The 26,329-nt window shown below is 59.1% G+C and carries 23 protein-coding genes; 17 read left to right on the forward strand and 6 right to left on the reverse strand.

What is annotated here, in order from left to right:
* Positions 1 to 5 precede the first annotated feature (5 nt).
* Both torA and torD read left to right on the forward strand, forming a co-directional pair.
* A complete protein-coding gene (torA, locus tag DCL27_RS15055; RefSeq protein ID WP_035598739.1) occupies positions 6 to 2,552 on the forward strand; it encodes a trimethylamine-N-oxide reductase TorA in 2,547 nt (848 codons plus the stop codon).
* Entirely contained in the window at positions 2,549 to 3,208 is a 660-nt protein-coding gene (torD, locus tag DCL27_RS15060) for a molecular chaperone TorD (RefSeq protein ID WP_035598742.1), read from the forward strand. Before torA ends, torD begins: the two co-directional genes overlap by 4 nt.
* 207 nt (positions 3,209 to 3,415) lie before the next feature.
* Here the strand turns inward: torD and DCL27_RS15065 are convergent, their stop codons facing one another.
* Positions 3,416 to 4,333, reverse strand: coding sequence for a bestrophin family protein (locus DCL27_RS15065; protein ID WP_005281041.1), 918 nt, complete (start codon positions 4,331 to 4,333; stop codon positions 3,416 to 3,418).
* A gap of 513 nt (positions 4,334 to 4,846) precedes the next feature.
* Here DCL27_RS15065 and DCL27_RS15070 point away from each other — a divergent pair.
* A complete protein-coding gene (locus DCL27_RS15070; protein ID WP_005281035.1) occupies positions 4,847 to 5,416 on the forward strand; it encodes an HdeD family acid-resistance protein in 570 nt (189 codons plus the stop codon).
* Positions 5,417 to 5,481: 65 nt separating this feature from the next.
* Here the strand turns inward: DCL27_RS15070 and fucO are convergent, their stop codons facing one another.
* Together fucO and fucA are read right to left on the reverse strand one after the other, a co-directional pair.
* Positions 5,482 to 6,630: a lactaldehyde reductase gene (fucO, locus tag DCL27_RS15075; protein ID WP_035598745.1), complete on the reverse strand. Its 1,149-nt coding sequence runs from the start codon at positions 6,628 to 6,630 to the stop codon at positions 5,482 to 5,484.
* Positions 6,631 to 6,640: 10 nt separating this feature from the next.
* Entirely contained in the window at positions 6,641 to 7,288 is a 648-nt protein-coding gene (gene fucA, locus DCL27_RS15080) for an L-fuculose-phosphate aldolase (RefSeq protein ID WP_005281031.1), read from the reverse strand.
* A 1,016-nt stretch (positions 7,289 to 8,304) separates the two neighbouring features.
* Here fucA and fucP point away from each other — a divergent pair.
* The 7 genes from fucP (at position 8,305) to DCL27_RS15115 (ending at position 16,248) form a co-directional block, all read left to right on the forward strand.
* Complete coding sequence (fucP, locus tag DCL27_RS15085) at positions 8,305 to 9,609, forward strand: L-fucose:H+ symporter permease (protein ID WP_005281019.1); 1,305 nt, start codon at positions 8,305 to 8,307, stop codon at positions 9,607 to 9,609.
* Between the two features lie 83 nt (positions 9,610 to 9,692).
* Positions 9,693 to 11,474: an L-fucose isomerase gene (gene fucI, locus DCL27_RS15090; protein WP_035598748.1), complete on the forward strand. Its 1,782-nt coding sequence runs from the start codon at positions 9,693 to 9,695 to the stop codon at positions 11,472 to 11,474.
* Between the two features lie 47 nt (positions 11,475 to 11,521).
* Positions 11,522 to 12,985, forward strand: a complete 1,464-nt coding sequence (gene fucK, locus DCL27_RS15095) for an L-fuculokinase (protein ID WP_035598750.1) — start codon at positions 11,522 to 11,524, stop codon at positions 12,983 to 12,985.
* The gene (fucU, locus tag DCL27_RS15100) at positions 12,979 to 13,401 is read left to right on the forward strand and encodes an L-fucose mutarotase (protein ID WP_035598752.1); all 423 of its coding nucleotides are present in this window, start codon (positions 12,979 to 12,981) and stop codon (positions 13,399 to 13,401) included. Before fucK ends, fucU begins: the two co-directional genes overlap by 7 nt.
* A gap of 54 nt (positions 13,402 to 13,455) precedes the next feature.
* Entirely contained in the window at positions 13,456 to 14,193 is a 738-nt protein-coding gene (gene fucR, locus DCL27_RS15105) for an L-fucose operon activator (RefSeq protein WP_005281009.1), read from the forward strand.
* Positions 14,194 to 14,412: 219 nt separating this feature from the next.
* Complete coding sequence (locus DCL27_RS15110; RefSeq protein ID WP_035598754.1) at positions 14,413 to 15,084, forward strand: DUF1190 family protein; 672 nt, start codon at positions 14,413 to 14,415, stop codon at positions 15,082 to 15,084.
* A 3-nt stretch (positions 15,085 to 15,087) separates the two neighbouring features.
* The gene (locus DCL27_RS15115) at positions 15,088 to 16,248 is read left to right on the forward strand and encodes a glutathionylspermidine synthase family protein (RefSeq protein WP_035598757.1); all 1,161 of its coding nucleotides are present in this window, start codon (positions 15,088 to 15,090) and stop codon (positions 16,246 to 16,248) included.
* A gap of 151 nt (positions 16,249 to 16,399) precedes the next feature.
* Here DCL27_RS15115 and tnpA read toward each other — a convergent pair whose 3' ends face one another.
* From tnpA to cadB, 3 genes are all read right to left on the reverse strand, one after another.
* The gene (gene tnpA / locus DCL27_RS15120) at positions 16,400 to 16,837 is read right to left on the reverse strand and encodes an IS200/IS605 family transposase (RefSeq protein ID WP_109610406.1); all 438 of its coding nucleotides are present in this window, start codon (positions 16,835 to 16,837) and stop codon (positions 16,400 to 16,402) included.
* Between the two features lie 176 nt (positions 16,838 to 17,013).
* On the reverse strand, positions 17,014 to 19,164 hold the full coding sequence (locus DCL27_RS15125) for a lysine decarboxylase CadA (protein WP_228594442.1): 2,151 nt from the start codon (positions 19,162 to 19,164) through the stop codon (positions 17,014 to 17,016).
* A gap of 73 nt (positions 19,165 to 19,237) precedes the next feature.
* A complete protein-coding gene (gene cadB, locus DCL27_RS15130; RefSeq protein ID WP_005296062.1) occupies positions 19,238 to 20,557 on the reverse strand; it encodes a cadaverine/lysine antiporter in 1,320 nt (439 codons plus the stop codon).
* Positions 20,558 to 20,956: 399 nt separating this feature from the next.
* On the opposite strand from cadB, the gene DCL27_RS15135 reads away from it, so the two are divergent.
* The 7 genes from DCL27_RS15135 to DCL27_RS15165 all read left to right on the forward strand — a co-directional run bounded on the left by DCL27_RS15135 (position 20,957) and on the right by DCL27_RS15165 (position 26,233).
* The gene (locus DCL27_RS15135; RefSeq protein ID WP_035594186.1) at positions 20,957 to 21,472 is read left to right on the forward strand and encodes a SprT family zinc-dependent metalloprotease; all 516 of its coding nucleotides are present in this window, start codon (positions 20,957 to 20,959) and stop codon (positions 21,470 to 21,472) included.
* Between the two features lie 120 nt (positions 21,473 to 21,592).
* Positions 21,593 to 22,312: a deoxyribonuclease I gene (gene endA, locus DCL27_RS15140; RefSeq protein ID WP_005280990.1), complete on the forward strand. Its 720-nt coding sequence runs from the start codon at positions 21,593 to 21,595 to the stop codon at positions 22,310 to 22,312.
* Positions 22,313 to 22,417: 105 nt separating this feature from the next.
* On the forward strand, positions 22,418 to 23,149 hold the full coding sequence (rsmE, locus tag DCL27_RS15145) for a 16S rRNA (uracil(1498)-N(3))-methyltransferase (protein WP_005280988.1): 732 nt from the start codon (positions 22,418 to 22,420) through the stop codon (positions 23,147 to 23,149).
* Between the two features lie 32 nt (positions 23,150 to 23,181).
* Positions 23,182 to 24,132, forward strand: coding sequence for a glutathione synthase (gene gshB / locus DCL27_RS15150; protein WP_005280985.1), 951 nt, complete (start codon positions 23,182 to 23,184; stop codon positions 24,130 to 24,132).
* Between the two features lie 211 nt (positions 24,133 to 24,343).
* Positions 24,344 to 24,907, forward strand: coding sequence for a YqgE/AlgH family protein (locus DCL27_RS15155; protein WP_005280978.1), 564 nt, complete (start codon positions 24,344 to 24,346; stop codon positions 24,905 to 24,907).
* On the forward strand, positions 24,907 to 25,329 hold the full coding sequence (gene ruvX, locus DCL27_RS15160; protein ID WP_005280975.1) for a Holliday junction resolvase RuvX: 423 nt from the start codon (positions 24,907 to 24,909) through the stop codon (positions 25,327 to 25,329). Before DCL27_RS15155 ends, ruvX begins: the two co-directional genes overlap by 1 nt.
* A gap of 193 nt (positions 25,330 to 25,522) precedes the next feature.
* Positions 25,523 to 26,233: a YggS family pyridoxal phosphate-dependent enzyme gene (locus tag DCL27_RS15165; protein ID WP_035596145.1), complete on the forward strand. Its 711-nt coding sequence runs from the start codon at positions 25,523 to 25,525 to the stop codon at positions 26,231 to 26,233.
* Positions 26,234 to 26,329 lie beyond the last annotated feature (96 nt).

Genomic DNA, 26,329 nt, shown 5'->3' on the forward strand with positions numbered 1-26,329 from the left:
ACTCGATGAACAAGAATGAAAGTGTCAGCGTATCGCGCCGCCGTTTTCTGTCGCAGCTGGGCGGCCTGACTGCCCTCGGCCTGTTAGGCCCCTCCCTGCTGGTTGCCCGCGACGCGCGGGCAACCACGGCGACCGCCGCCTCCGGCACCCAGGAGGGGATCCTAACCGGCTCCCACTGGGGCGCCATCCGCGCCACGGTGGTGGATGGGCGCTTCGTCGCCGCCAAGCCGTTCGAGCTGGATAAGTACCCCTCCAAGATGGTCGCGGGACTGCCAGACCACGTGCATAACACCGCTCGTATTCGCTACCCAATGGTACGCATAGACTGGATGCGTAAACGCCATAACAGCGATACCCGCCAGCGCGGCGACAACCGCTTCGTACGCGTCAGCTGGGATGAGGCGCTGGATCTGTTCTACCAAGAGTTGGAGCGTATCCAGACCACTTACGGCCCCAGCGCCCTGCTGAGCGGCAGCGGCTGGCAATCCACCGGCATGTTCCATAACGCCGCCGGGATGATGGGCCGCGCGCTGGCGCTGCACGGCAACTACGTCGGCACCGGCGGCGATTATTCCACCGGGGCGGCGCAGGTGATCCTGCCGCGCGTCGTCGGCTCGATGGAGGTTTACGAACAGCAAACCTCCTGGCCGTTGGTGCTGGAGAATAGCCAGACCATCGTGTTGTGGGGCTCGGATCTGGTGAAAAACCAACAGGCCAACTGGTGGTGCCCGGATCACGACGTCTATCAATACTATGCCCAGTTGAAAGAGAAGGTCGCCAGCGGCGCCATCCGCGTGATCAGCATCGATACGGTGGTCTCTTCGACCCACGACTATCTGGGACGCGACAAGGTGCAACACCTCGCCGTCAACCCCCAGACCGACGTACCGTTGCAGTTGGCGCTGGCCCATACCCTCTATAGCGAGAGGCTGTACGACGCCCACTTCCTCGACAACTACACCGTCGGCTTCGACCAGTTCCTGCCCTACTTGCTGGGGACGCAGGATGGCCAGCCGAAGGATGCCGAATGGGCGGCCAAGCTGACCGGGATCGATGCCGAAACCATCCGTGCTCTGGCACGCCAGATGGCCGCTGGCCGGACTCAGATTATCGCGGGCTGGTGCGTCCAACGCATGCAGCACGGCGAGCAATGGGCCTGGATGATCGTGGTATTGGCCGCCATGCTGGGCCAGATCGGCCTGCCTGGTGGTGGCTTCGGCTTCGGTTGGCACTATAACGGCGCCGGTACCCCGAGCCGCAAAGGGGTCATCCTCAGCGGCTTCTCGGGCGCCACCAACACGCCGCCGCTGCACAATAACAGCGACTACCGTGGCTACAGCAGCACCATTCCTATCGCGCGCTTTATCGACGCGATGCTGGAGCCGGGCAAGACCATCGACTGGAACGGCAAGCAGGTCAAACTACCGCCGTTGAAGATGTGTGTGTTTGCCGGCACCAACCCGTTCCATCGTCATCAGCAGATCAACCGGATGATCGCCGGTTGGCAGACGCTGGAAACGGTGGTAGCCATTGATAACCAATGGACCTCCACCTGCCGCTTCGCCGACATCGTATTACCCGCGACGACCCAGTTCGAACGTAACGACCTGGATCAGTACGGCAACCACTCTAACCGCGGCATCCTGGCGATGAAGCAGCTGGTTCCGCCACAGTTCGAAGCGCGCAATGACTTCGACATCTTCCGCGATCTCTGCCGGCGCTTTAACCGTGAGCAGGCATTCAGCGAAGGACTGGATGAGATGGGCTGGATCAAGCGCATCTATCAGGAAGGGGCGCAACAGGGGAAAGGGCGCGGTATTCACCTGCCGCCATTCGACACCTTCTGGAACGAGAGCGGTTACGTGGAGTTCGGCGATCCGCAGATGTTCGTACGCCATCAGGCATTCCGCGAAGATCCGGATCTGGAGCCGCTCGGCACCCCGAGTGGGCTGATCGAGATCTACTCCAAAAGTATCGCCGACATGCACTACCGTGACTGTCAGGGCCATCCGATGTGGTTCGAAAAAGTGGAACGCTCCCACGGCGGCCCCGGATCGGCACGTTTCCCGTTACACCTGCAATCGGTACACCCCGACTTCCGCCTACACTCCCAGTTGTGCGAGTCGGAAACGCTGCGGGCGCACTACAGCGTGGCGGGACGCGAACCGGTATTCATCAGCCCACAGGACGCCCAGGCGCGTGGGATCCGTAACGGCGATGTCGTGCGGGTATTCAACGATCGCGGTCAAGTCCTGGCCGGTGCCGTGGTCTCCGACCGCTATGTCCCAGGCGTGATCCGCATCCACGAAGGCGCCTGGTACGATCCGGATCGCGGCGGCGTGGCCGGGGCATTGTGTAAGTATGGCAATCCCAACGTGCTGACGCTGGATATCGGTTCATCGCGCCTGGCGCAAGCCACCAGCGCCCATACCGCTATCGTCGAAATCGAGAAGTACCGAGGCCCGCTGGAGCCGGTCAGCGCCTTTAATGGCCCGCAGGAGATGGTCGCGCAATGCCACTATGTACCGATGCAGGCGGAGGCTCAGGCATGAATAGCGTCGGCCCGCTGACGGCTCAGCACTACGCCTGTTTATACGCCTGGCTGGCTGGGCTGTTCGCCCGTGAACAGGATGAGGCGCAGCTGGCGCGCCTTCAATCGTCCGAGATCCACGACTGGCTCGATATGTTGGCGCAACAGCCGACACTCGCGCCGGCGGTGAGCGCACTGGAGCAGGCACTAAACGCGTTGGCCACTCGCCCCGATGCCCGCCTCGAACTGGCGGCGGACTTCGCCGGGTTGTTTCTCCTCTCGCAGAAGCGGGCGGCGTTACCCTACGCCTCCTGCTATCAAGGTGAGACGGCGCGTTTCTGCCAGTCGGCTTGTGACGAAATGCATAACCTGTTGAGCCAAGCGGGAATGCAGCTCAGCGCCGACTTCCCCGAGCCCGAGGATCACCTGGCCATCTTCCTGGAGCTGCTCAGTCATCTGCATTTCGCTAGCCTTGAGTCGATGGCGACGTCATCAGATAACGGTGAATCGTTGCGGCGGCGCACGCTAACGCTGCTGCTCGCTTGGTTGCCCAAGTTCGATGAGCTGTGTCGCCAACACGATCCCTTTGGCTTCTATGCCGCGCTCAGCCAATTGCTGTTGGCGCTGGTACGGCTCGATGCCGCCGAGGTGAACGTAGGCGAGGAGAGAAACGAGTAAGCCACACCGGTGATACCATTATAAAAATAATCAGAAAAACCATTTCGGGCAGACGACTCTGCCCGTTTTTTTTATTCACACCGCATCGCCACGCTAAAGATAACCCGCTTCCTGCCGACGCTCTCAGGGTGAACTCAGCGCTAGCGGCGTCCACGCCCCACGATGCCATCCTCCCCTAGCGTGATGCTAAGGGAGGATGCTCTTCCTTTAGTCGAGACGACAGTGGCTATCGGGGCAGACGCGCGCCAGGTGGGTATGATCGTTGATCATATCGCGCAGGTTAGACTCTACCGTATGGGCCATGGCGTTTAACGGCAGATCATTGGCCTCGATACCGAACGGGTCCTCCAGCTCTTCAGCCAGGGCATCCAGGGCGATGAAGGTGTAGGAGATAAATACCGAGACCAACGGCGTCATATAGTGCAGATCGGTAACCAGTGCGAAAGGCAGCAGGGCACAGAAGACATAGACGGTACGATGGACAATCAGGCTATAGGCGAAGGGGATCGGCGTATTCGAGATACGCTCACAGCCCCCCAAAATCACCGACAGCTGGTTGAGGTTGGTATCGATGGTCTGGAAGTCGATATCACTCAAATAACCGCGCCGACGCTGCTCGCCCAGCCACTGCCCCATCAGTTGCAACAGCCGGTTGCAGGGGGAGTAGCTCGCCAGGACCGCCGCCTTGTCTTGCGCGGGTAGCAGCCGGGTCAGCTCCATCGCCATCGGTTCGTGGCGGAGATGGTGCTTCAACGCATAGGTAAAGGCGGTCAGCAACATGGCAAAGCGGCGGTGCTCTCCCCCGGGATGCGGCATCAGGCTGATAGCCTGACGCATCAACGAGCGGGTGGTGATCAGCAACGATCCCCACAATACCCGCGCCTCAATGAAGCGGGCGTAACTGGCGTTGTTGCGAAAACCCAGGAAGATGGCGATCGCCACCCCCAGCAGGCTGAAGGGCCCCAGGGTCAGATTGACATTGAAATCCTCATGCCAGTGGTAGCACAACACCGCCAGACAAGAGACCATGAAATTAAGACTGAGTCGGAAAAGAATATTCGGCAACACCGAACCGTGCCAGACGAACAAGCGCCGGAACCAGTGTTGCGGGGGTCTAACGATCATACTGAATTACTCGGAAAAACGACACCGCGCACATGACGGGGGAACATCCCTACGGTCGTCGTCCCTGCGCGGTACGGGGCGGCGGCGCGCCAGTGTACGCCTGTGATCGTCACGGCAGCAACCGTTAGCCACGTCTCGCCTCCCCGCTCGGGTAAAAAAGCGTCATCTGCCGGTAAAATAGGAGAAAAGCGGCGTTTTATCGGCCATCTCCCGCTGGAAAGTACACGTTCCAGTCACCCGCGCCTCGACGATCCTCCTGCGCAGAGCGCAGAGCGCAACGCTCAGCTATCGTTACGAAGCCGGGCGTCACTAATCACGGCCATTTTTTGCAGCCGCCCCGATCATAGATTATTACTAGGTAGAGTCTCGCGGTGCGTCGGTGCTCGCCGCCGCACTCCGGAGAACGGAAATCGAGTCACCCTGCCGTCGTCGCTGGGACGATGCCGGGTCAATTACGCGGGGCGCCGCGGCCCTGTGCTTAGCAACGCCCGTTAGGCGGGTTAGGGAGTCACCATGATTTACTTCGATCGCAACCGTCTATTGCAACTGGATCCACGCTTTCTCAAACAACAACGCATCGCCTTAGTGATCCTCTCGCTGCTGTTGCTGCTCGGCGGCATGTTCTGCCTGTTTCGTCCACTCTCCTCCGGCGATGCCCTCAGCGCCATGCTGGGTATCCTCATGATGTTGAGTGGTATCGGCCTGATCATCGGCATGATCGCCAACCGTACCAATAACTTCTGGCCGATGGTCGGCGGTGTCTTGATGGGTATCGCCTATTTGGTGATGGGCTTCATCTTTATCCGTAGCCCGCAGATCGGCCTATTCACCGTCGCCGTCCTGGTCGCCACCCTGTTTGCCCTGGGAGGGATCGCTCGCCTGGTGGCGGGCTTTAAACTCAAAGGCGTCAGCGGCGGTTGGCTACAGGTCGTCATCGGTCTGCTGGATCTGATCATCGCCTGGATGCTGATCAGCGCCGGACCGCAAGACTCCATCCTGCTGGTGACCATGATCGTCGGCATTGAGATGTTGTTCAGCTCCTTCAGTCTGTTCCAGGTCGCCCAGATGCTGAAGGCGCGTTAACGCGTGAAAAGCCTAACCACGGGGCGCCCTAGGGCGCCCCGTTTTATTGCACGTCTAGCTTAAGATTAGTAAGCCTGACGATAGAGTTGCTCGATATCCTGCAGCGTCACACTACGCGGATTACCGCCGGTGCACACGTCGGCCAGTGCCGCCGCGGCCAACTGCGCGATATCCTCCTCACGCACCCCGACCTCGCGCAATGCGGGGGGAATGCCCACCTCGCGATTCAGTGCCTCGACCGCATCGACCGCCGCCATCTGCGCCTGCTCCAGACTCAGGCCATCACAGGCAACGCCCAATGCCCGGGCGATATCGCGGAACTTCTCGCCACAGGCGGCGGCGTTATAGCGCATGACATGCGGCAGCAGGATCGCGTTAGCCACGCCATGCGGCGTGTTATAGAACGCCCCCAACGGATGCGCCATGCCATGTACCAGTCCCAGACCGACGTTGGAGAAGCCCATACCCGCCACATACTGTCCCAGGGCCATCGTCGCTCCGGCCTCAGCATCGCCACGCACCGAATCACGTAAGGCACCGCCGATCAGCTCGATCGCCTTGAGATGCAAGGCATCGGTCAACGCCCAGGCCCCGCGGGTGAGATAGCCCTCGATGGCATGAGTCAGGGCATCGACCCCGGTCGCCGCCTTCAACGCGGGCGGCATGCCGTCCATCATATCGGCATCGATAAACGCCGCCTGTGGAATATCATGAGGATCGACACAGACAAACTTACGTCGTTGCTCCTCATCGGTGATGACGTAGTTGATGGTCACCTCGGCGGCGGTGCCGGCGGTAGTCGGTATGGCCAGGATCGGCACGCTCGGACGCGTAGTCGGCGATAGCCCTTCCAAGCTACGCACATCCTCAAAGGCGGGATTATTGCTGATGATGCCGATCGCCTTGCAGGTATCCTGCGGCGATCCGCCACCGATGGCGATCAGATAGTCGGCGCCACACTCACGAAACACCGTCAGCCCCTGCTGCACCACCCGGATGGTCGGGTTGGGCACCACGCCGTCGAACAGGGCATAAGGCAACCCGGCGCGATCCAGATGATCGGTAACGCGAGCGACAGCGCCGCAAGCGACCAGAGTACGATCGGTGACGATCAACGCCTTACGGTAGCCACGGCGTTGGATCTCTCCCGGTAACTCGGCGATGGCGCCACGGCCAAACCACGCGGTCTCATTCAGGATCATACGATGTGCCATGTTCTCCCCCTCACTCTTCGATGCGTAAGCCGTAAGTTTTAAATTTCTCCAAGACTATCGCGATCTCCTCATCGGACAGGACCGGTACCGGATCGGCGATCGCCAGGGTGGTGAGATACAACTGAGCCAGTACCTCGACCTCATGGGCCAGCCACAACGCCTTTTGCAGGTTTTCGCCACAGGCGATCAAGCCATGATGCTGTAGCAGCGTCGCCTTGCGATACTTCAACGCCTCGGTGACATACTCCGACAGAGCCTGAGTACCAAAGGTGGCATAAGGGGCACAGGGGATGGTGTTTCCTCCGGCGGCGGCAATCATGTAGTGGATCGCCGGGATCGGACGGTTCAGGATCGAGACGGCGGTGCAGTGAATGGCGTGGTTGTGTACCACCGCATCGGCGTCTGGACGTGCCTGATAGGCGGCCAAGTGGAAGCGCCATTCGCTGGAGGGCAGCTTGCCCTCTTCATGGTGTCCCGCGCCATCGACATAGACGATCTGCTCGCTACGCAGTTGCTCATAAGGAATACCGGTCGGGGTGATCAGCATGCCATCGCGGTAACGCACGCTGACGTTACCCGCCGTGCCCTGATTCAGCCCAAGACGCGTCATCTCCAGGCAGGTATCGATAATGGCACGCGCCAGTGTTTCTCTTTCCATGGTTAACCTCTCTCAGGGTGATGGCGAACACGTCTGCTGCCCATGCCTGCCCGCTCGATACGGGGGCTACAGCGACCGTCGCGCTAATTTCTCTCGATGTCTGCCACTCATATTTCTCCTGAATATCGTCGCAGGAAACCGCTAGGCATTATTTTGTGACCGCCTTCAAGACTATTTCCCTCTCGCAGCGAAATTCACGATAAATAAGCCATGAAAAAATGTCCGTTTCAGCGATTCACTGACTAAACGGGCAATCCCATTGATTTATTAACAATTGCCCGTTTTAAATAAAAAATGCCTATTCGGTCATCCCTCCTGTGTATTTAAATTAAATCTTGTCGCAAACGGTCATCTATTTAATAGCGAGAGGGTGACTCGCTTCACACTTCCCTAGCCACAAGAATTAAATGTGATTGGTTTCATATTTTCAGACCTTTTTTATTTTGAGAATAGCATTGCGTTACGGCAACAGGGCATGATGTGGGCGCATTTGTTAGCGGAGGGATGCCGCCTACCCATGAACGATGCAGATGGTCGAGGAGAATACGCTCCCCCACCAGAAGAGACGAGGGTGACATGAGTATATGTGATTTATTATCAGTGAGTTATAATGCTAACGCATTGACATCGCCTACTTCGGCCACGCATGTGTTATGCCATAATTCGCCACTAATAAGCGCACGTATTATTTCTCCATTCTCTAACCTTGGCACTTTCGCTCGGGATCAACAGAGAAATAATATTGTCTACTCTATCGCTCACTTTAATTTATTAAATATATTCCGAACGCTCAGGAGTCTATTTTGTATAAAATCCCTCTCTCTTCAAACTATGGTCATGTCTCGCCTCACTATTTCGCCAATTCACGGCGCCATAGATAAGCGTGGCTTAACCAATACCGTCCATCTGGAACCGGCGCGGCGCAACCATACCGATTACACCACAGCGGACGATTAACCTCATCGCCGCCTAATAATTAGAACGCCCTTATCCGATACAAATGTGGAGTGTTAGTCATGTCCGATATTACGACCAAGAGCACTAGCGCAACAAACATTGCCTCGGCGGCTAGCCGTATTGCCGTCGTGCCAAAGACGATCTTATTTCCTTTTATCCTATTAACCAGCTGCTTTGCGTTATGGGGACTGGCCAATAATATGACGGATGTGCTGATCGCGCAGTTCCGTAAGGTCTTTACCCTCACCGATATGCAGTCTGGCCTGGTACAGACCGCGTTCTACGGCGCCTACTTCTGCCTGGCGCTGCCCGCCGCCCTCTTCATCAAACGTTTCAGCTACAAGGCGGGCGTGTTGCTGGGCCTCGGTTTATTCTGTAGCGGTGCGCTGCTGTTCTACCCGGCCAGCCAGATTATGGCCTATGGCCCCTTCTTGATGGCCCTGTTCATCCTGGCGGGCGGGCTGTCCATCCTGGAGACCAGCGCCAACCCTTACATCATCGCGATGGGGCCGCAAGAGACGGCCACACGCCGCCTCAACTTGGCACAATCCTTTAACCCCATCGGCTCCATCACCGGCGTGTTGATCGGCAAGTTCTACATCCTGGCGCAACTCAACCCGGCCAGCGACGCCGAACGTGCCATCATGGATCCCGATGCCCTGGCCTCTATCCAGTCCGCCGAACTCTCCGCCGTGATGGGCCCCTATGTGGTGGTCGCCCTGGTGATCATCATGGTCTGGCTGGCCATCGCCTTTACCCGCATGCCCGTCGCCCACGACAGCAGCGCCAGCGATGGCTCATTGAAGGAGAGCTTTAGCCGCCTGCTCAGTAAGGGCTACTTCGTCCGCGGCGTGATCGGCCAGTTCTTCTATGTTGGCGCCCAGATTGGTTGCTGGTCCTACACCATTCGTTATGTGATGGCCGAAGTCGGCGGCAACGAAGCCGAGGCCTCCAGCTACCTGTTGCTCTCCATCGTCTTATTCTCCGCCTTCCGTTTCGTCTGTACCGCCATGATGAAGTTCGTCTCACCGGCCATCCTGCTCGGCCTGCTGGCCAGCCTGGCCTCTGTCAGCCTGATGTTAGTGATGTTCGTCGGCGGTATCGCCGGGGTCTATGGCCTGGTGGCGGTCTCCGCTTGCATGTCGCTAATGTTCCCGACCATCTTCGGCCTGTCGGTTCATGGTCTGGGTAAAGACACCCAATTCGGCGGCAGCTGCCTGATCATGGCGATTCTCGGCGGCGCGGTACTGACCGCCCTGATGGGCCAGATCTCCGATATGGCAGGCATCCGTATGGCCTTCCTCATCCCGCTGCTGGGCTTCATCTACCTGATCCACTTTGGCTTCAAAGGCCATAAGGCTTAAGCCCGGCGTACCGATTCGCCCGGCATCCCCAAGGCGATGCCGGCCCAATATTAAGCACTAACCGATTACTACGAGGTAACTGCATGAACAAGCAACATAATCTGCCCAAGATTGGTATCCGTCCGGCCATCGATGGCCGCCGTATGGGCGTCCGTGAGTCTCTCGAGGCGCAGACCATGGCGATGGCACAGGCCACCGCACGCCTGATCAGTGAGCAGCTCCGCCACCCGTGCGGTGCCGAGGTCGAGTGCGTCATCGCCGATAGCTGTATCGCCGGCATGGCCGAGGCGGCCGCCTGTGAAGATAAGTTCAGCCGCCATAACGTCGGTCTGACCATCACCGTCACCCCCTGCTGGTGCTATGGTAGCGAGACCATCGATATGGATCCGATGCGTCCGAAGGCCATCTGGGGCTTCAATGGTACCGAGCGCCCGGGCGCCGTCTATCTGGCGGCCGCCTTGGCCGCTCACAGCCAGAAAGGGATCCCCGCCTTCTCCATCTATGGTCATGACGTGCAGGACAGCGACGACGAAGGCATCCCGGCCGACGTACAGGAGAAATTGTTGCGCTTCGCCCGCGCCGGGCTGGCCGTCGCCGGGATCAAGGGCAAGAGTTACCTGTCGCTGGGCGGCGTATCGATGGGCATCGCCGGCTCGATCGTCGACCACGACTTCTTCGAATCCTGGCTGGGCATGAAGGTACAGGCCGTCGACATGACGGAACTGCGTCGCCGTATCGATCAACAGATCTATGACCCGGAGGAGCTGGCGCTGGCGCTCGACTGGGCCGACCACCACTTCCGCTATGGCCCGGATCTCAACGCCGAGCAGTATCGCCGCTCCCCCGAGGATAGCCGCCGCGTACTGCGTGAAAGTCTGCTGATGGCCATCTGCATCCGCGACATGATGCAGGGCAACCCGAAGCTGGCCGAGCTGGGCTGGCAGGAGGAGGCGCTGGGCTATAACGCCGTGGCGGCTGGCTTCCAGGGCCAGCGTCACTGGACCGATCAATACCCCAACGGCGATACCGCCGAGGCGTTGCTCAACAGCGCCTTCGACTGGAATGGTGTGCGTCGTCCGCTGGTGGTGGCCACCGAAAACGACAGCCTCAACGGGGTGGCCATGCTGTTCGGCCACATGCTGACCGGTACCGCCCAAGTCTTCGCCGATGTACGCACCTACTGGTCACCGCAGGCGGTCGAACGCGTCACCGGTCAACCGCTACAGGGGCTGGCCGAGCACGGCATCATCCACCTGATCAACTCCGGCTCCGCCGCCCTCGACGGCACCTGCCGTCAGCAGGATGCCGCAGGACAGCCGACCATCAAGCCGCACTGGCAGATCAGCCAACAGGAAGCCGACGCCTGCCTGGCGGCCACCGAATGGTGCCCAGCCATCCACGAATACTTCCGTGGTGGCGGCTTCTCCTCGCGCTTCCTCACCCGTGGCGGCGTGCCGTTCACCATGAGCCGCGTCAACCTGATCAAAGGTGTCGGCCCGGTATTGCAGATCGCCGAAGGCTGGAGTGTCGAGCTGCCCGAGGAGATGCATGACATCCTGGATAACCGTACCAACGCCACCTGGCCCACCACCTGGTTCGTGCCGCGCCTGACCGGCGAAGGCCCGTTCAAAGACGTCTACTCGGTGATGGCCAACTGGGGTGCCAACCATGGGGTACTGACCATCGGTCACGTCGGCGCCGACCTGATCACCCTGGCGTCGATGCTGCGTATCCCAGTATGCATGCATAACGTCGCCGACGACGCCATCTATCGTCCCTCCGCCTGGGCAGCCCACGGTATGGACAGTGAAGGCCAGGACTACCGCGCCTGCCAGAACTACGGCCCGCTGTACAAGCGTGCCTGATGTAACCGGGCGGCGTCATGCCGCCCACCTTTTGCCAAGGAGGCGGTATGACTCATGATGTTGTTTTGGTCCTGGACTGCGGCGCCACCAACGTGCGCGCCATCGCCGTCGATCCCCACGGCAACGTGGTCGCCCAGGCTTCACAGGCTAACGCCAGTCAGGCCGGTGATGAGGACGCACGCTGGCATGTCTGGTCGTTAGAGGCCATTCTGCAACGCTTCGCCGACTGCTGCCGCCAGATCGCGCCCCAACTGGCCCAGACGCGCATCCACGCGCTAACCGTCACCACCTTCGGGGTCGACGGCGCCTTAGTCGATCGTCACGGCGAACTACTCTACCCGGTGATCAGTTGGAAGTGCCCGCGCACCGCCGAGGAGATGGCTGGCATCGATCGCTACATCTCGCCAGAGGCACTGCAAACCCTCTCCGGTATCGGTCAGTTCAGTTTCAATACGCTGTACAAGCTGCTGTGGTTCAAGCATCACCACCCAGAGCTACTGGAAAAGGCGCACGCCTGGCTGTTTATCTCATCACTGATCAACCAGCGCCTGACCGGTGAATTCACCACCGACCGCACCATGGCCGGGACCAGCCAGCTACTGGATGTACGCCAGGAGGTGTTCAGCGATACCATCCTGCGCAGCACCGGGCTACGCACCGATCTGTTCCCACGCATGGTCGCCGCTGGCGAACGCATCGGCCAACTACTGCCGAGCATGGCGCAACGACTCGGCCTACCGGCGGGCATCCCGGTGATCGCCGCCGGACACGATACCCAGTTCGCCCTGTTTGGCTCTGGCGCCGGACAGGAACAACCGGTGCTCTCCTCCGGCACCTGGGAAATCTTGATGGTGCGCACTCCCCAGGTCAACACTGCCCTGCTGCCGCGCCACGCGGGCTCCACCTGTGAGCTGGATAGCTGCCCAGGCCTATTCAATCCCGGCCTGCAATGGTTGGCATCGGGGGTATTGGAGTGGATCCGCCAGCTCTACTGGCATGACGTACCACGCCAAGAGGCCTATGCCCGGATGATTGCCGAGGCCGCCGCCGTCGCCCCTGGTTGCGACGGGCTACGCATGAACAGCCAACTACTCCAAGCCGACGGTCAGGCCGGCTGGCAGGGCGTGAGTCTGCATAGCGGGCGCGGCCACTTCTACCGTGCCGCGCTAGAAAGCCTCGGCTGGCAACTGCGTCACAACCTGCACACCCTGCAGACGCTGGGAGGCTTCCACGCGCAGAGCCTACTGCTGGTCGGCGGCGGCAGCCGTAACGCCCTGTGGAACCAGATCAAGGCCGACATCCTCGACATCCCGGTGCGCGTGCTGGCCAACGCCGAGACCACGGTCCTCGGCGCCGCCCTATTTGCCTGGAGCGGCGCAGGCTACTACGCCTCGGCGGAGCAGGCGCGCGACGCCGTTACCTTTACCTATCACGATTACATTCCGGGCGAACAGCGCGCGTACTATCAGTCGCAGTGCGCGCCCTCGTCCATCAGGAGTCACGCATGCTGAAGAACATCTCTCCGCTGATCTCGCCGCAACTGCTAAAAACCCTGGCCGAGATGGGCCACGGCGACGAGATCATCTTCACCGACGCCCACTTTCCGGCCCACGCCATGGGGCCGCAGGTGATCCGTGCCGACGGGCTGAGCGTCAGCGATCTGTTGGCGGCGATCATCCCGCTATTCGAGTTGGATAGCTATGCCCCACCGTTAGTGATGATGGCGGCGGTCGAGGGTGACTCGCTCGATCCGGCCGTTGAAGCGCGCTACCTGACGGCTCTGTTCGGCGACCTCCCGGCACAACCGGTGACTCGCATCGATCGCTTCGCCTTCTATCAGCGCGCACAGCAAGCGTTTGCGATCGTTATCACAGGAGAGCGTGCCAAGTACGGCAATATCCTGTTAAAAAAGGGCGTGACCCCGTAATCTCTCCCCGTCGCCGCCTCGGATCGTCGGGGCGGCCTCATCCGGGAGTCGAAGATGAAACACGATCGTCATCAGGCCATCATCCAACTGGTGGCTCAATACGGCACGCTGAGTACCGAGGCACTGGCCCAACGGCTGGACGTGAGCCGCGAAACCATTCGCCGCGACCTGAATACCCTGCAGAAACAGGGCAAGATCGTGCGCCGCCACGGACGCGCCACCGGTTTGGGAGGGGAGACCCAGGATAGCGGCGATCCGTTCAACGCTCGGCTGAAGAGCCACCTCTCGGGTAAGGCCGAAATCGCCCGCCAGGCGCTGGAGTGGATCGATGAAGGGATGACCCTAGCCCTCGACGCCAGCTCGACCTGCTACTACCTGGCCCGTCAATTACCCGATATCGACATCACCGTGTTTACCAACAGCCTGCGTATCTGCCAGGAGTTGGCCAAGCGTCAACATATCCAACTGATCAGCTCCGGCGGCCTGTTACAACGCAAGTATGCCTGCTACGTCAACCCGGCGATCCTCTCTCAGCTCAAGTCATTGGAGATCGATCTGTTTATCTTCTCTTGCGAGGGGATCGACGGGCGCGGCGGGTTGTGGGAGTCCAACGCCTATAACGCCGACTTTAAGGCATTACTGCTCAAGCGTGCCGCCCAGTCACTACTGCTGATCGATAAGAGCAAGTTCGACCGCGCTGGCGAGATCCAGATCGGCACGCTGGACGAGGTCGCACAGGTGATCTCCGATACGCAGGATGCGGAACTCGTGGCTGATGATGCGAACCTCTGAATCCCCCGGCCACGGCTGAGTGAGGAGAGGCGATCGCCCACGACGCCAACATGGCGCCAACGTAAAGAGCGAGCTACGGCACATTCTCGCTTCAGAGTATGTAAATCCCCGCCAGCGCGCCGCCGCGCGCTTTAAATATAACCAGCTTTCACCTATGCTATCGGCAATCTGGGTAATACGGGCATGGCTTTTGCTTGGCCCGCAACGGAGAACCACATAATGAAACGGACCAAACACATCAACCGCGGCGCCTTCCGCAAACACTGGCGCATGGCGCCGCTGGCGCTAGCCGTCAGCGCAGTCGTCCTACTGGCCGGCTGCGAGAAGAGCGATGAGACGGTATCGCTGTATCAAAACGCCGACGACTGTAGCAAGGCCAATCCTTCGATGAGCGCGCAGTGCAAGGAGTCCTACGACAACGCGCTGAAAGAGGCGGCGAAGACCGCGCCGAAATATGCCAGCCGTGAGGATTGCATCGCCGAATTCGGCGAGGGACAATGCACTCAGACGCCAGCACAGGCAGGCATGGTACCGACGGGTAATGGCAACAATGCCGAAGCGGCACAGAGCAGCGGCAGCTTCTGGATGCCTCTGATGGCGGGCTATATGATGGGCCGCCTGATGGGCGGTGGCTTCAACCAACAGCCGCTGTTCACGCCGCGCGGCGCCGCCAGCCCGGCTAATGGCCAGTTCGTCGACGCCAGTGGCAAGAGCTATGGTCCCGCGACCGCCGGCGGGCGCACCATGACGGTGCCGAAGACCGCCATGGCGCCGAAACCCGCCACCACCACCACCGTCACCCGTGGCGGCTTCGGTGAAACCGTCGCCAAGCAGAACAGCCTGCAACGCAGCAGTGCCAGCAGCACCGGCTCTCGCAGCATGGGTGGTTAAGCGATGAAACGCATTGCCATCAGCGAGCGCCCAGACTGGCGCGCCAAAGCCAGCGAATTCGGTTTTCAGTTCCACACTATGTATGGCGAGCCCTACTGGTGCGAAGATGCCTACTATCAATTCACCCTGGCGCAGATCGAAACGCTAGAGGAGACCACCGCCGAGTTGCATCAGATGTGTCTCCAGGTCGTGGAGCGCGTGGTCGACAGCGAGGCGCTGCTGACCCGCTTCCAGATCCCCAAACACACCTGGGACTTCGTGCGCGCCTCCTGGCGCTCCGGCCAACCGTCGCTCTATTCGCGCCTCGATCTGGCCTATGACGGCCAAGGGCCAGCCAAACTGCTGGAGAACAACGCCGACACGCCGACCTCGCTGTATGAGTCCGCCTTCTTCCAGTGGATCTGGCTGGAAGATCAAATCCGCGCCGGTAAGCTTCCCGCCAACGCCGACCAATTCAACAGTCTGCAAGAGCAGTTGATCGCCCGCTTCGCCGAGCTGAAAAGTCACTATGGCTTCCAACTGCTGCACATGGCCTGCTGCCAGGATAGCGAAGAGGATCGTGGCACGGTGCAGTACCTACAGGATTGCGCGGCGGAGGCCGGTCTGGCCACCGAGTTCCTGTATATGGACGAGATCGGCCTCGGGGAGAAGGGGCAGTTTACCGATGCCCAAGACCAGGTGATCAGCAACCTGTTCAAGCTCTATCCCTGGGAGTTTATGCTGCGCGAGATGTTCTCCACCAAGCTGGAGGATGCCGGGGTGCGCTGGTTGGAGCCGGCGTGGAAGAGCATTCTCTCCAACAAGGCGCTGTTGCCGATGTTGTGGGAGATGTTCCCCAACCATCCCAACCTGCTGCCAGCTTACTTTGCCGATGGTCAGCAGCCGCCGCTGGAGAAGTATGTGATTAAGCCGCTATTCTCACGCGAGGGGGCCAATATTCGCATCGTCGAGAATGGCCAGGAGATCGAGCGTGTCGATGGCCCCTATGGGGAAGAGGGCATGATTGTGCAGCAGTATCACCCGCTACCCAAGTTTGGCGACAGCTACACCCTGATCGGCAGTTGGCTGGTCAACGACAGCCCAGCGGGGATTGGCCTGCGTGAAGATCGCAGTCGTATCACCCAGGATCTGTCGCGCTACTATCCACATATCATCCTGGATTAACGCGCCTGCACCGGAGCCTGACCCAGGGATAGCCAGCGCGCTACGCTGGCGTCAAGGCTGCCCGCCTTGTGAAGAACGGCGCAATAGTAAAAATCCACCTCTTGAAGAGGTGGCTTTAAATGGGGCCCCCTAAAAGGGGGCCTTGTTCGTTTTAATCCTGTAATAACGCCATTTGCTGCTCGTATTCTTGATCTTTCTTATCCTGATGCCTCACGTAGCGTCTGATAATTTCTTCGTTCACTCCAACTGTGTCTGCAAAGTATCCCCTCGCCCAAAAATGATTACCCCACAGCTTCTTTCGTATATGCGGAAACTTGTTGTAGAGACGAATAGCTGTGCGCCCTTTCAGGACGCCCATCAGCGTTGAGATCGAGAGTTTCGGTGGGATCATCACGACAAGATGAACATGGTCTGTCTGAACATTCAATTCAAGTACCTCACAATCTTTCATATTGCAAAGTATATAAACTGAGCGATAAAGCTCTTTACCTACCGTCCCTGTTAAAACCTTGTAGCGATACTTTGGCGTCCACACCAAGTGATATTTGCAACGCCAGAATACATGTGCTGAACTTCTATAACTGCTCATGTCAGTGATTTCCTTCTTACTTGTGGTGAGTAAGCTGGAATTTTCTGGCATGGGCTTCCTTCAGGCTATAGCCTCACAGGGACAATCACCACCTCCCGAGGAGGTGGTTTAAAGCTGACAATAAAAAGACACCGCCCTCGGGCGGTGTCTTCGCTTACTCTGGTGTTGGCCAGTGTTTACGCCTTGTCACCGTGGTTCTTCAGTACCACCACTTCATACTCTCCCTTACCGTTGCACTGTACCCCGTGAATATCGGTCTCGAAGCCGGGATAGTGGGCACCGATGTCGCACAACAGTTGCAGGAAGTCCAAGACCGGTTTACTGGCCTCGGTGATCATCTCCCCCGGCATAATCAACGGCACACCGGGAGGATACGGCAGGATCATGTTGGCGCTGACCCGACCGATCATCTGCTGTAACGGACAGCTTTCAATATTGCCGCGGACCTCCTCCTGGAAGGCATCGTGCGGCGTCAATACCAGCGTCGGCAGCACGTCGAAGGCGCTGTACATCAGATCCGGCAGGCGAGACTCGCTGGTCAGCGTGTGGATCCCTTGGGCCAGTTCCTGAATGCGCATGTTCTCATAGAACTCCGGCGCCTCCTGATACAGCGACGGCAACACGTTCTTCACCCGTAGGTTGAGATCGTAGACGCGCTTGAAGTCGGTCAAGGCACGCAGCAGGCTGAGGGCCTTGGTCTTATCGATACCAATGCTAAACAGGAACAACAGGTTATATGGCCCGGTCTTCTCGACGATGATGCCATGCTCATCTAAGTACTTGGAGACGATCGATGCCGGGATCCCCCAGCTATCCATGGTGCCGTCCGCCTTCATCCCCGGGGTCAACAGCGTTACCTTGATCGGGCCCAGGAACATGTGGTCATCATCGATATTCTTGAAACCATGCCAGTCGTTGCGCGCATTCAGCGGCCAGCAAGCGACGTCATCGATGTTGTCAGGTTGCCACACGTCGAAGAACCACCCCTCGGACTCGCTACGTAGTCTCTTAATTTCCTTACGGAAGCGAATGGCGCGCTCGATAGAGTTGGCGATCAGGCGCTTACCGGTATTGCCCTTCATCATCGCTGCCGACATCTCGGCCGAGGCCACGATACCGTAGTGCGGCGAGGTGGAGGTGTGCATCATGTAGGCCTCGTTAAAGGTCTCCTCGTTGATGATCCCCTTCACATGGATCATTGAGGCCTGAGAGAATGCGGCCAATAGCTTATGAGTGGACTGGGTTTCATAGATCACCTTACCCGGCACCCGCTCACCACTCATCCCTGCCTTGCCCTGATAGATGGGATGGAAGTTGGTGTAGGGAACCCAAGCGGAGTCGAAGTGGATCGACTTCACATCCAGTGTCTGCTTGATATAGTCGGTGTTATAGAACAAACCGTCATAGGTGGAGTTGGTGACCACCGCATGCACCGGCCAACTGGCGTTCGGCGTGTTACGCACCTTCTCTTCGATGGCCTCGCGGGTAAACTCCTGGCGCGGGATCCCGCCCAAGATACCGTAGGCATTACGCGTCGGGCGCAGGTACAGCGGCACCACATTACTCATCATCATCAGGTGAGTCAGTGACTTATGGCAGTTACGGTCGATCAGGATCGAGGCGCCGGCCGGCGAGGCGTACATCCCGACGATCTTGTTGGCCGTCGAGGTGCCGTTGGTCACAATATAGCTACGATCGGCGTTAAAGGTCCGGGCGATATACTCCTCGGCCTCGCGATGCGGGCCGCTGTGATCCAACAGCGAGCCGAGCTCGGCCACCGAGATAGAGATGTCGGAACGCAGGGTATTCTCACCGTAGAAGTCGTAGAACAGGGTGCCCACCGGGCTTTTTTCAAAGGCGGTGCCGCCCATGTGGCCCGGAGTACAGAAGGTATACTTCTCCTCGTGGACATACTTAAACAACGCCTTGGTCAACGGCGGCATAATGGCATCGATGTACTGATCGGTACTCTGGCGGATCTTCAACGCGATATCCTGTGCACTGCCCAGGGTGTACTCGAAGAAACGCACGTTCAGACGCAAGTCGCTCATGCTCACGTCCAGCGTCGAATAGGTATTGGCAAAGGCGTAGATCGGCAGCATCTTATTCAACGCGCTGATCTCCTCGCACAGCGCCAGGTTGTACTTATCCCAGTCGAAGATCACCCCGCATAAGCGAGCGTTATTCTCGATCAGTTTGAGTAGATCGTTACGATCGTGCGGATAGGCGATGCGAAATCCCGCCTTCTCCAGCTCCAATTGCAACTCACGCAGCGGCTCTTCCTTAAAATACACGCTCATGTCATTCATTATGGCGATGATATTCATGTGAACTCTCCTGGCCAATAGACTGGCTGTACCGGCGGTATCCTCACCGCCGGTCGGTTAACAACGGTCACGACTAGCTACGCGGGGCGGTATCCTTCTCCTGCGCGGAGCCCAGCTTGCGTGAGTAGAACATCAGGATGATCAGGCTGACGATAAAGGTACCGGACAGCTCAATCGAGTTGGCCCCCATCAGGGCGATAAAACAGAACACACAACCGAGAATCGAGGCCAACAGGCTGAGAACGTTCTTGATGTTGGCGCCATCGAAACGGATCAGGTCGATACAGGAGTAGAAGTAGGGCAGCATGGTCAACAGCACCGCGATACCGGTCAACTCACCGAACAGATCGGACGCCTTACCACCGCTGGCGTTCATCACGGTGATCAACACCATCAGCACGGTCATCTTGATCGCGGCCAGGAATAACCCTTTCTTCGGCAAGCCATTCTTATCCAATTCACCATAGATCTTAGGGAAGTTACCATCGTGAGCGGCGCGCGCACCAGCCTGGCCGACCAGCATCATCCAAGAACCGAGCGACGTCAGGCAGGCAAAGGCGGTAAAGGCGGAGACCACCGGCCCGGCCCAGCTGCCCACCATGGTAGAGGCGCTGATCGCGAAGGGGGCACCAGACGCGGCCATCTCATGTGCCGGATACATCCCGGCGATCGCCTGGGTCGCGGCGATGTAGACCACCCCGGCCAGGAAGGTCCCCATCATGGTAGCCAGCGGGACGTTGCGCTGCGGATCCTTGACCATACCCGTACTGACGGACGCGGACTCAACCCCGATAAACGCCCACAGACACAACAGGATACTCTTGATAATCGCATGGTAGTCGGTACCACCGGAGGTATTCCAGTTTGCCATGTAGATGCTCGGCTCGAACCAGTACCAACCGGCGATCCCGGTAGCGATAACCGGGATCAGTACCAACACCAAGCCCAGGGTGGTCAAGCGACTGACCCAAGCACCACCCAGCATATTGACGAAGGTAAAGATCCAGACGATCGCGATACAGGCAATCCCCGCCGGGATCGGCTGGTTCAACACGGGAAAGAAGGTCGAGAGATAGGAGACGGCGGTGATGCCGATCGCCAAGTTACCGATCCAGTTGGCGTGGTAATACAGCACCCCGGTCTGGAACCCGAATGCCGCACCGACCTCGCCGGCGTAGGCCACCGGGCCCCCCTCCTGCGGGTTCTTGGTCGCCAAACGGGCATAGACATAAGCCAGCGAGACTGCGCCCACCAGCGCGATCAACCAGCCCCATACTGCGATTGACCCGAGACTTGCCAGGTTGGCGGGCAACAACGCAATGCCGCTGCCCATCATGTTGCCGGCAACCACCCCGGTACAGGCGATAAGCCCGATTTTTTTTGCAGAAGCCATAGTCTGCGCTCCCCTGTGATGATGATTGGCCATACATGACATTGGCCCACTGGAGCGCGCGTCAGCAAACCGTCAGGCTCCGCTGATAATTATAGAAAAGGAAGTAATCTTTTCCCGTTAGAAACAATAAATTTACCTGCATTTTTTTATTTAAAATTCATACTGTTACATTTATCGATAACCATTGGAATTTTGTGGGAATAAATATACTTTATAATCATTGAGATAATATTCCCTTCATCGCCCAGGCCCCACACTATATTTCTGTAAGATTAATATTAGTGAGGGGAAATAAGATCGAGGGTAACGAATCGTTTAATTTAATTAATCTATTCGCCTCCAACGCTCAGCCATACGCCAGGCTTGAAGCGCCCCGTCACTACCGCTATGCTGGCCACCATGAACACAGCACGTATTCCCATCGCCCTACAGCAGTCGGTCATGCATACCCTGCGCAGCAAGTTGGCTCTCGCCGAACAACGGCTAGACGCCACGTTCCCCCTCCCCACACTGCACTACCGCCAACGTGGCACCATCGCCGGAACGGCCTGGCCCCAGCAGTGGGAGATCCGCCTCAACCCGATATTGTTGCTGGAGAATGGCCAACCCTTCATCACCGAAGTGATCCCACACGAGCTCGCCCATCTGCTGGTGTATCGCCAGTTTGGCCGTGTCGCCCCCCATGGCACTGAGTGGCGCTGGATGATGCGCGACATCCTCGACAGCGAGCCTCGTCGTACGCATCGTTTTACCGTCGACTCGGTGCGTGGGGCGACCTTCCCCTACCGTTGCCGTTGCCAGTTGCATCAGCTGACGCTACGCCGCCACAATCGCGTCCAACGCGGCGAATCGCGTTACCAATGCCGCCAGTGCGGAGACACCCTGTGCTGGAGTCCCGAGTCCGCCACACGCTAAATCGCACGCAAAACTTTCCCATTCATTTCCCAAACTCTCGCGCGATAGCCGCAAAGGGTTGCCCGAGCGCATTGTATTGTCTACCCTGCTGGCTTTCTCACTGTGACAAGATTTTAGAAGATGTCAGGCAAAACCCTACTCTCTCTCGCCGCCCTGTTGGGCGCCATGCTACTGCCGTTGAGTGCCCAGGCACAGGCAGATAAGATCCACAACTTCACCCAGGCCAAGGCCGTCGCCGTCAAGATCAACCATGATGCACCCGGTACCTTTTACTGTGGCTGCCGCATTGAATGGCAGGGGAAAAAAGGTACCCCCGATCTCGCCAGTTGCGGTTACCAGGTACGGAAGAATGCCCGTCGTGCCGAGCGCATCGAATGGGAGCACGTGATGCCGGCCTGGCAGTTTGGCCATCAACTCCAGTGCTGGCAGGAAGGGGGACGGAAAAACTGCGCCAAGAACCCAAACTATGTGCGCATCGAAACCGACCTGCATAACCTGCAACCGGCCATCGGCGAGGTGAATGGCGATCGCAGCAACTTCGCCTTCAGTCAGTGGCGTGGCGGCGAGGGGCAATACGGCCAGTGTACGATGAAGGTGGACTTTAAAAACAAGCAGGCAGAGCCGCCGGAACGCGCACGTGGGGCCATCGCGCGCACCTACTTCTATATGCGCGATCGCTACCACATCCGCCTCTCTGCGCAGCAGACCCGCCTGTTTGAGGTGTGGAACCGTCAATACCCCGTCACCGCCTGGGAGTGTGAGCGTGAGGCTCGCATCGCCAAAGTACAGGGCAACCCGAACCCTTACGTCCAACAGGCCTGCGCGGCAAGCAAACCGTGATCGCTTTCGCCATCACTGCCACTCGGCGCATGACGGGTATATAATCGCGCACAGTCGTGAAGGCGTGCCGAGGCACGCCCTTTTTACCCTGTCTGAGGATCCTGCATGCGCATTCCCCGTATTTACCACCCACAGCCCCTGAGCATTCCCGGCGAAGTCAACCTGTCCGACGATGCCGCCAACCACGTTGGCCGCGTCTTACGAATGGGACCCGGTCACGCCTTACAGCTGTTCGATGGCAGTAACCGGGTCTTCGACGCCGAGATCGTCAGTGCCGATAAGAAGAGCGTGCGCGTACGCCTGACGGCGGTGCATGAGGAGAACCGTGAGTCGCCATTGCACCTGCATCTGGGGCAGGTGATGTCACGCGGCGAAAAGATGGAGTTCACTATCCAGAAGTCGATCGAGTTGGGCGTCAACGTCATTACCCCACTGATCTCCGAACGCTGTGGTGTACGGCTGGATGCGGAGCGGCTGGCGAAGAAGCAGCAGCAGTGGCAAAAGATCGCCATCGCCGCCTGTGAGCAGTGCGGGCGCAATAGCCTGGCGCTGATCCGCCCGGCGATGACGCTGGAGGCGTGGTGCGCCGAGCCGGACGATGGCCTGCGGCTCAACCTCCACCCGCGCGCCAGCGCCAGCATCAACACCCTGCCGCAGCCCCTCAGCCGGGTACGCTTGCTGATCGGCCCTGAGGGTGGCCTGTCGGCGAGTGAGATTGCCATGACCGCCGACTACCACTTTACTGATATTCTATTGGGGCCGCGCGTTCTGCGCACCGAGACGACGGCGTTAACCGCCATTACCGCACTTCAGGTCCGCTTTGGCGACTTAGGCTGAGGCAGAATCCGCGAAGGAGACAGGAGAATAGTATGATTAAGCTCGGTATTGTGATGGATCCCATCGCATCCATTAACATCAAGAAAGACACCAGCTTCGCCATGTTGCTGGAGGCACAGCGTCGCGGCTACCAACTGCACTATATGGAGATGGCCGATCTCTACCTACACCAGGGGGAAGCCCGCGCGCAGACGCGTCTGCTCAGCGTCAGCGACGATAAGACCAGCTGGTATCGTTTTGACGGCGAACAGGATATCGCGTTGGCCGATCTCGATGTGATCCTGATGCGTAAGGATCCGCCGTTCGACACCGAGTTTATCTACGCCACTTATATTCTGGAGCGCGCCGAGGCCCACGGCACCCTGATCGTCAACAAACCACAGAGCCTGCGTGACTGCAACGAAAAGCTGTTTACCGCCTGGTTCGCCGACCTGACGCCGGATACCCTGGTCACGCGCCGTGCCGACCATCTGCGCGACTTCCACGCTCGCCACGGCGATATCATTCTCAAGCCGTTGGATGGCATGGGCGGCGCCTCGATCTTCCGTATCAAGCAGGATGATGCGAACGTATCGGTGATCATCGAAACCCTCACCGAACACGGTCATCGTTTCTGCATGGCGCAAAACTACCTGCCCGCCATCAAGGAGGGTGATAAGCGTGTCCTGGTCGTGGATGGCGAGCCGGTGCCTTACTGTCTGGCTCGTATTCCGAAGAGCGGTGAGACGCGCGGCAACCTGGCGGCCGGCGGGCGCGGCGAGGCCCGTCCCCTGAGCGAGAGTGACTGGGCCATCGCACGTAAGGTTGCGCCGATCCTCAAGCAGAAGGGGCTGATCTTCGTCGGTCTGGACATCATCGGCGACCGTCTGACGGAGATCAACGTCACCAGCCCGACCTGTGTTCGCGAGATCGAGGCGGCCTTCCCGGTCTCCATCACCGGGATGTTGATGGATGCCATCGAGGCCCGCCTAGCCGCACGCTGATTGATGCCATCTAGGTAACCGCTCGGGGCGGGTAAAACACTCGCCCCAGTATTTTCCGTTGTCTCACCCTCGCCTTCTCCCGCGCCAGCACGCTGTCGGCCTACGCCGCCATAGCATGCGCTGCATCGAATACCCGCCGCTCGCCCCGTGACTTGCGCGGCAAAAATTCGCATACTGATGCCTACAAAAACAGCGAGTTGAAAATATCACCATGAAACTAGCGCACCATTTTCTGATTGCCATGCCTTCTATGCAGGACAGTCGCTTCAAACGCACCGTCATCTATGTGTGCGAGCACAATGAGGATGGCGCCATGGGCATGATCATTAATAAACCCCTGGAGCAGCTCACCTTATCCACCCTGCTGGAGAAGCTCGACATCGAGCCGACGCCACGCGACGCCGCCATCCGCCTCGATAAGCCGGTGCTAGCCGGTGGCCCATTGGCAGAAGATCGCGGCTTCGTCCTGCACAGCCCGAGCGATGCCTTCGGCTCCAGCGCCGACATCGGCCCCGGCTGTATGCTGACCACCTCGCGCGACGTGTTGGAGACTCTGGGTACCGATCGTCAGCCTGAGGAGATCCTGGTCACCTTGGGTTACTGTAGCTGGAGCAAAGGGCAACTGGAGCAAGAGTTGCTCGACAACGCCTGGTTGACGGTGGAAGCCGACAGTCAGATCCTATTCCACACCCCGCTGGCTGACCGCTGGATCTGCGCGGCGAAAAAGCTGGGGGTGGATATCCGTAATATGCCTTGTAACGCAGGACACGCCTGATGAATTCCCGTACCTTACTCGCCTTCGACTTTGGCACCCGCAGCATCGGCTGCGCCATCGGTCAGGAGCTGACCGGCAGCGCGCGCCCGCTGCAATCCTTTAAGGCCAACGAGGGTATTCCCGACTGGCAGCAGATAGAAAAGGTGCTACGCGAATGGCAGCCGGATCTGGTGGTGGTCGGCCTGCCGCTGAACATGGATGGCAGTGAACAACCGCTGACGCAACTCGCGCGCAAGTTCGCCAATCGCCTGCATGGCCGCTTCGGTGTACAGATTGCCCTGCATGACGAACGCCTGAGCACCGTCGAGGCCCGCGCCCACCTGTTCGCCGATGGCGGTTACCGTGCCTTGGAGAAGGGACGCGTCGACGCCGCCTCCGCCGCGCTGATCCTCGAAAGCTGGTTCGATAATCACGCCGGCTAACGACCATCCCGCCGCCGCGCACCGCCGCGATGGATTGACTCTCGCTAAAACGCCCCCATCTATGAACGATGGGACGCCGCCCCAGGCATTGGCGCGAAGCGTGCAGCGCGGCGCCGTTTTGCTTTACACTACGCGAGGGTTGCCGCCGCTCAGTGCGACCGGCACGATTTCCCACTCCCCGGGACGAGGCATCATGAACAGTACCATTGAACACCAGCTCAACGCGGTCCGTCAGCGTATCGCCCGCGCGGCCGAACAGTGCGGGCGCGACCCGCACGCCATCACGCTATTGGCGGTCAGCAAGACCAAGCCCATCGCCGACATCGACGCCGCCATCGCTGCGGGTCAACGTGCCTTCGGCGAAAACTATGTGCAGGAAGGCGTTAGCAAGATCCAGCATTACCGCCAACAGCCCGGTGAGACGACATTGACCTGGCACTTCATCGGACCGCTCCAATCCAATAAGAGCCGCCTGGTCGCCGAGCATTTCGATTGGATCCATACTATCGATCGTGTAAAAATCGCCCAACGCCTAAACGAACAGCGCCCGGCGACGTTAGCGCCGCTCAATGTGTTGATCCAGGTGAACATCAGCGACGAACAGAGCAAGTCCGGGATCGCCCTGGAGCAGGTCGATGCGCTGGCAGACGCCATCAGCCAGTTACCCAATCTACGCCTGCGTGGCCTGATGGCCATCCCGGCGCCAGAGGACGATCCGGCGCGGCAGTTGGCCGTCTGCCGTCGTATGGCTCAGGCGCTGCAAACCCTGCAACAGCGTTACCCGCAGTTGGATACCCTGTCGCTGGGGATGACCCACGACATGGAGGCCGCCATCGCCGCCGGCAGCACCCTGGTGCGTATCGGCACCGCGATTTTCGGCGCACGCGACTACGGTCACGCCTAACACACGGCGACGTCAGGCTGCCGACGGCAGCCTGTTTTATCACCCCGTCCGGCGCACCGGCGGGTAAGCTTTATTATCGATGGAAAAAGGGCTTTT

The organism is Edwardsiella tarda ATCC 15947 = NBRC 105688 (assembly GCF_003113495.2).
GTDB lineage: Bacteria > Pseudomonadota > Gammaproteobacteria > Enterobacterales > Enterobacteriaceae > Edwardsiella > Edwardsiella tarda.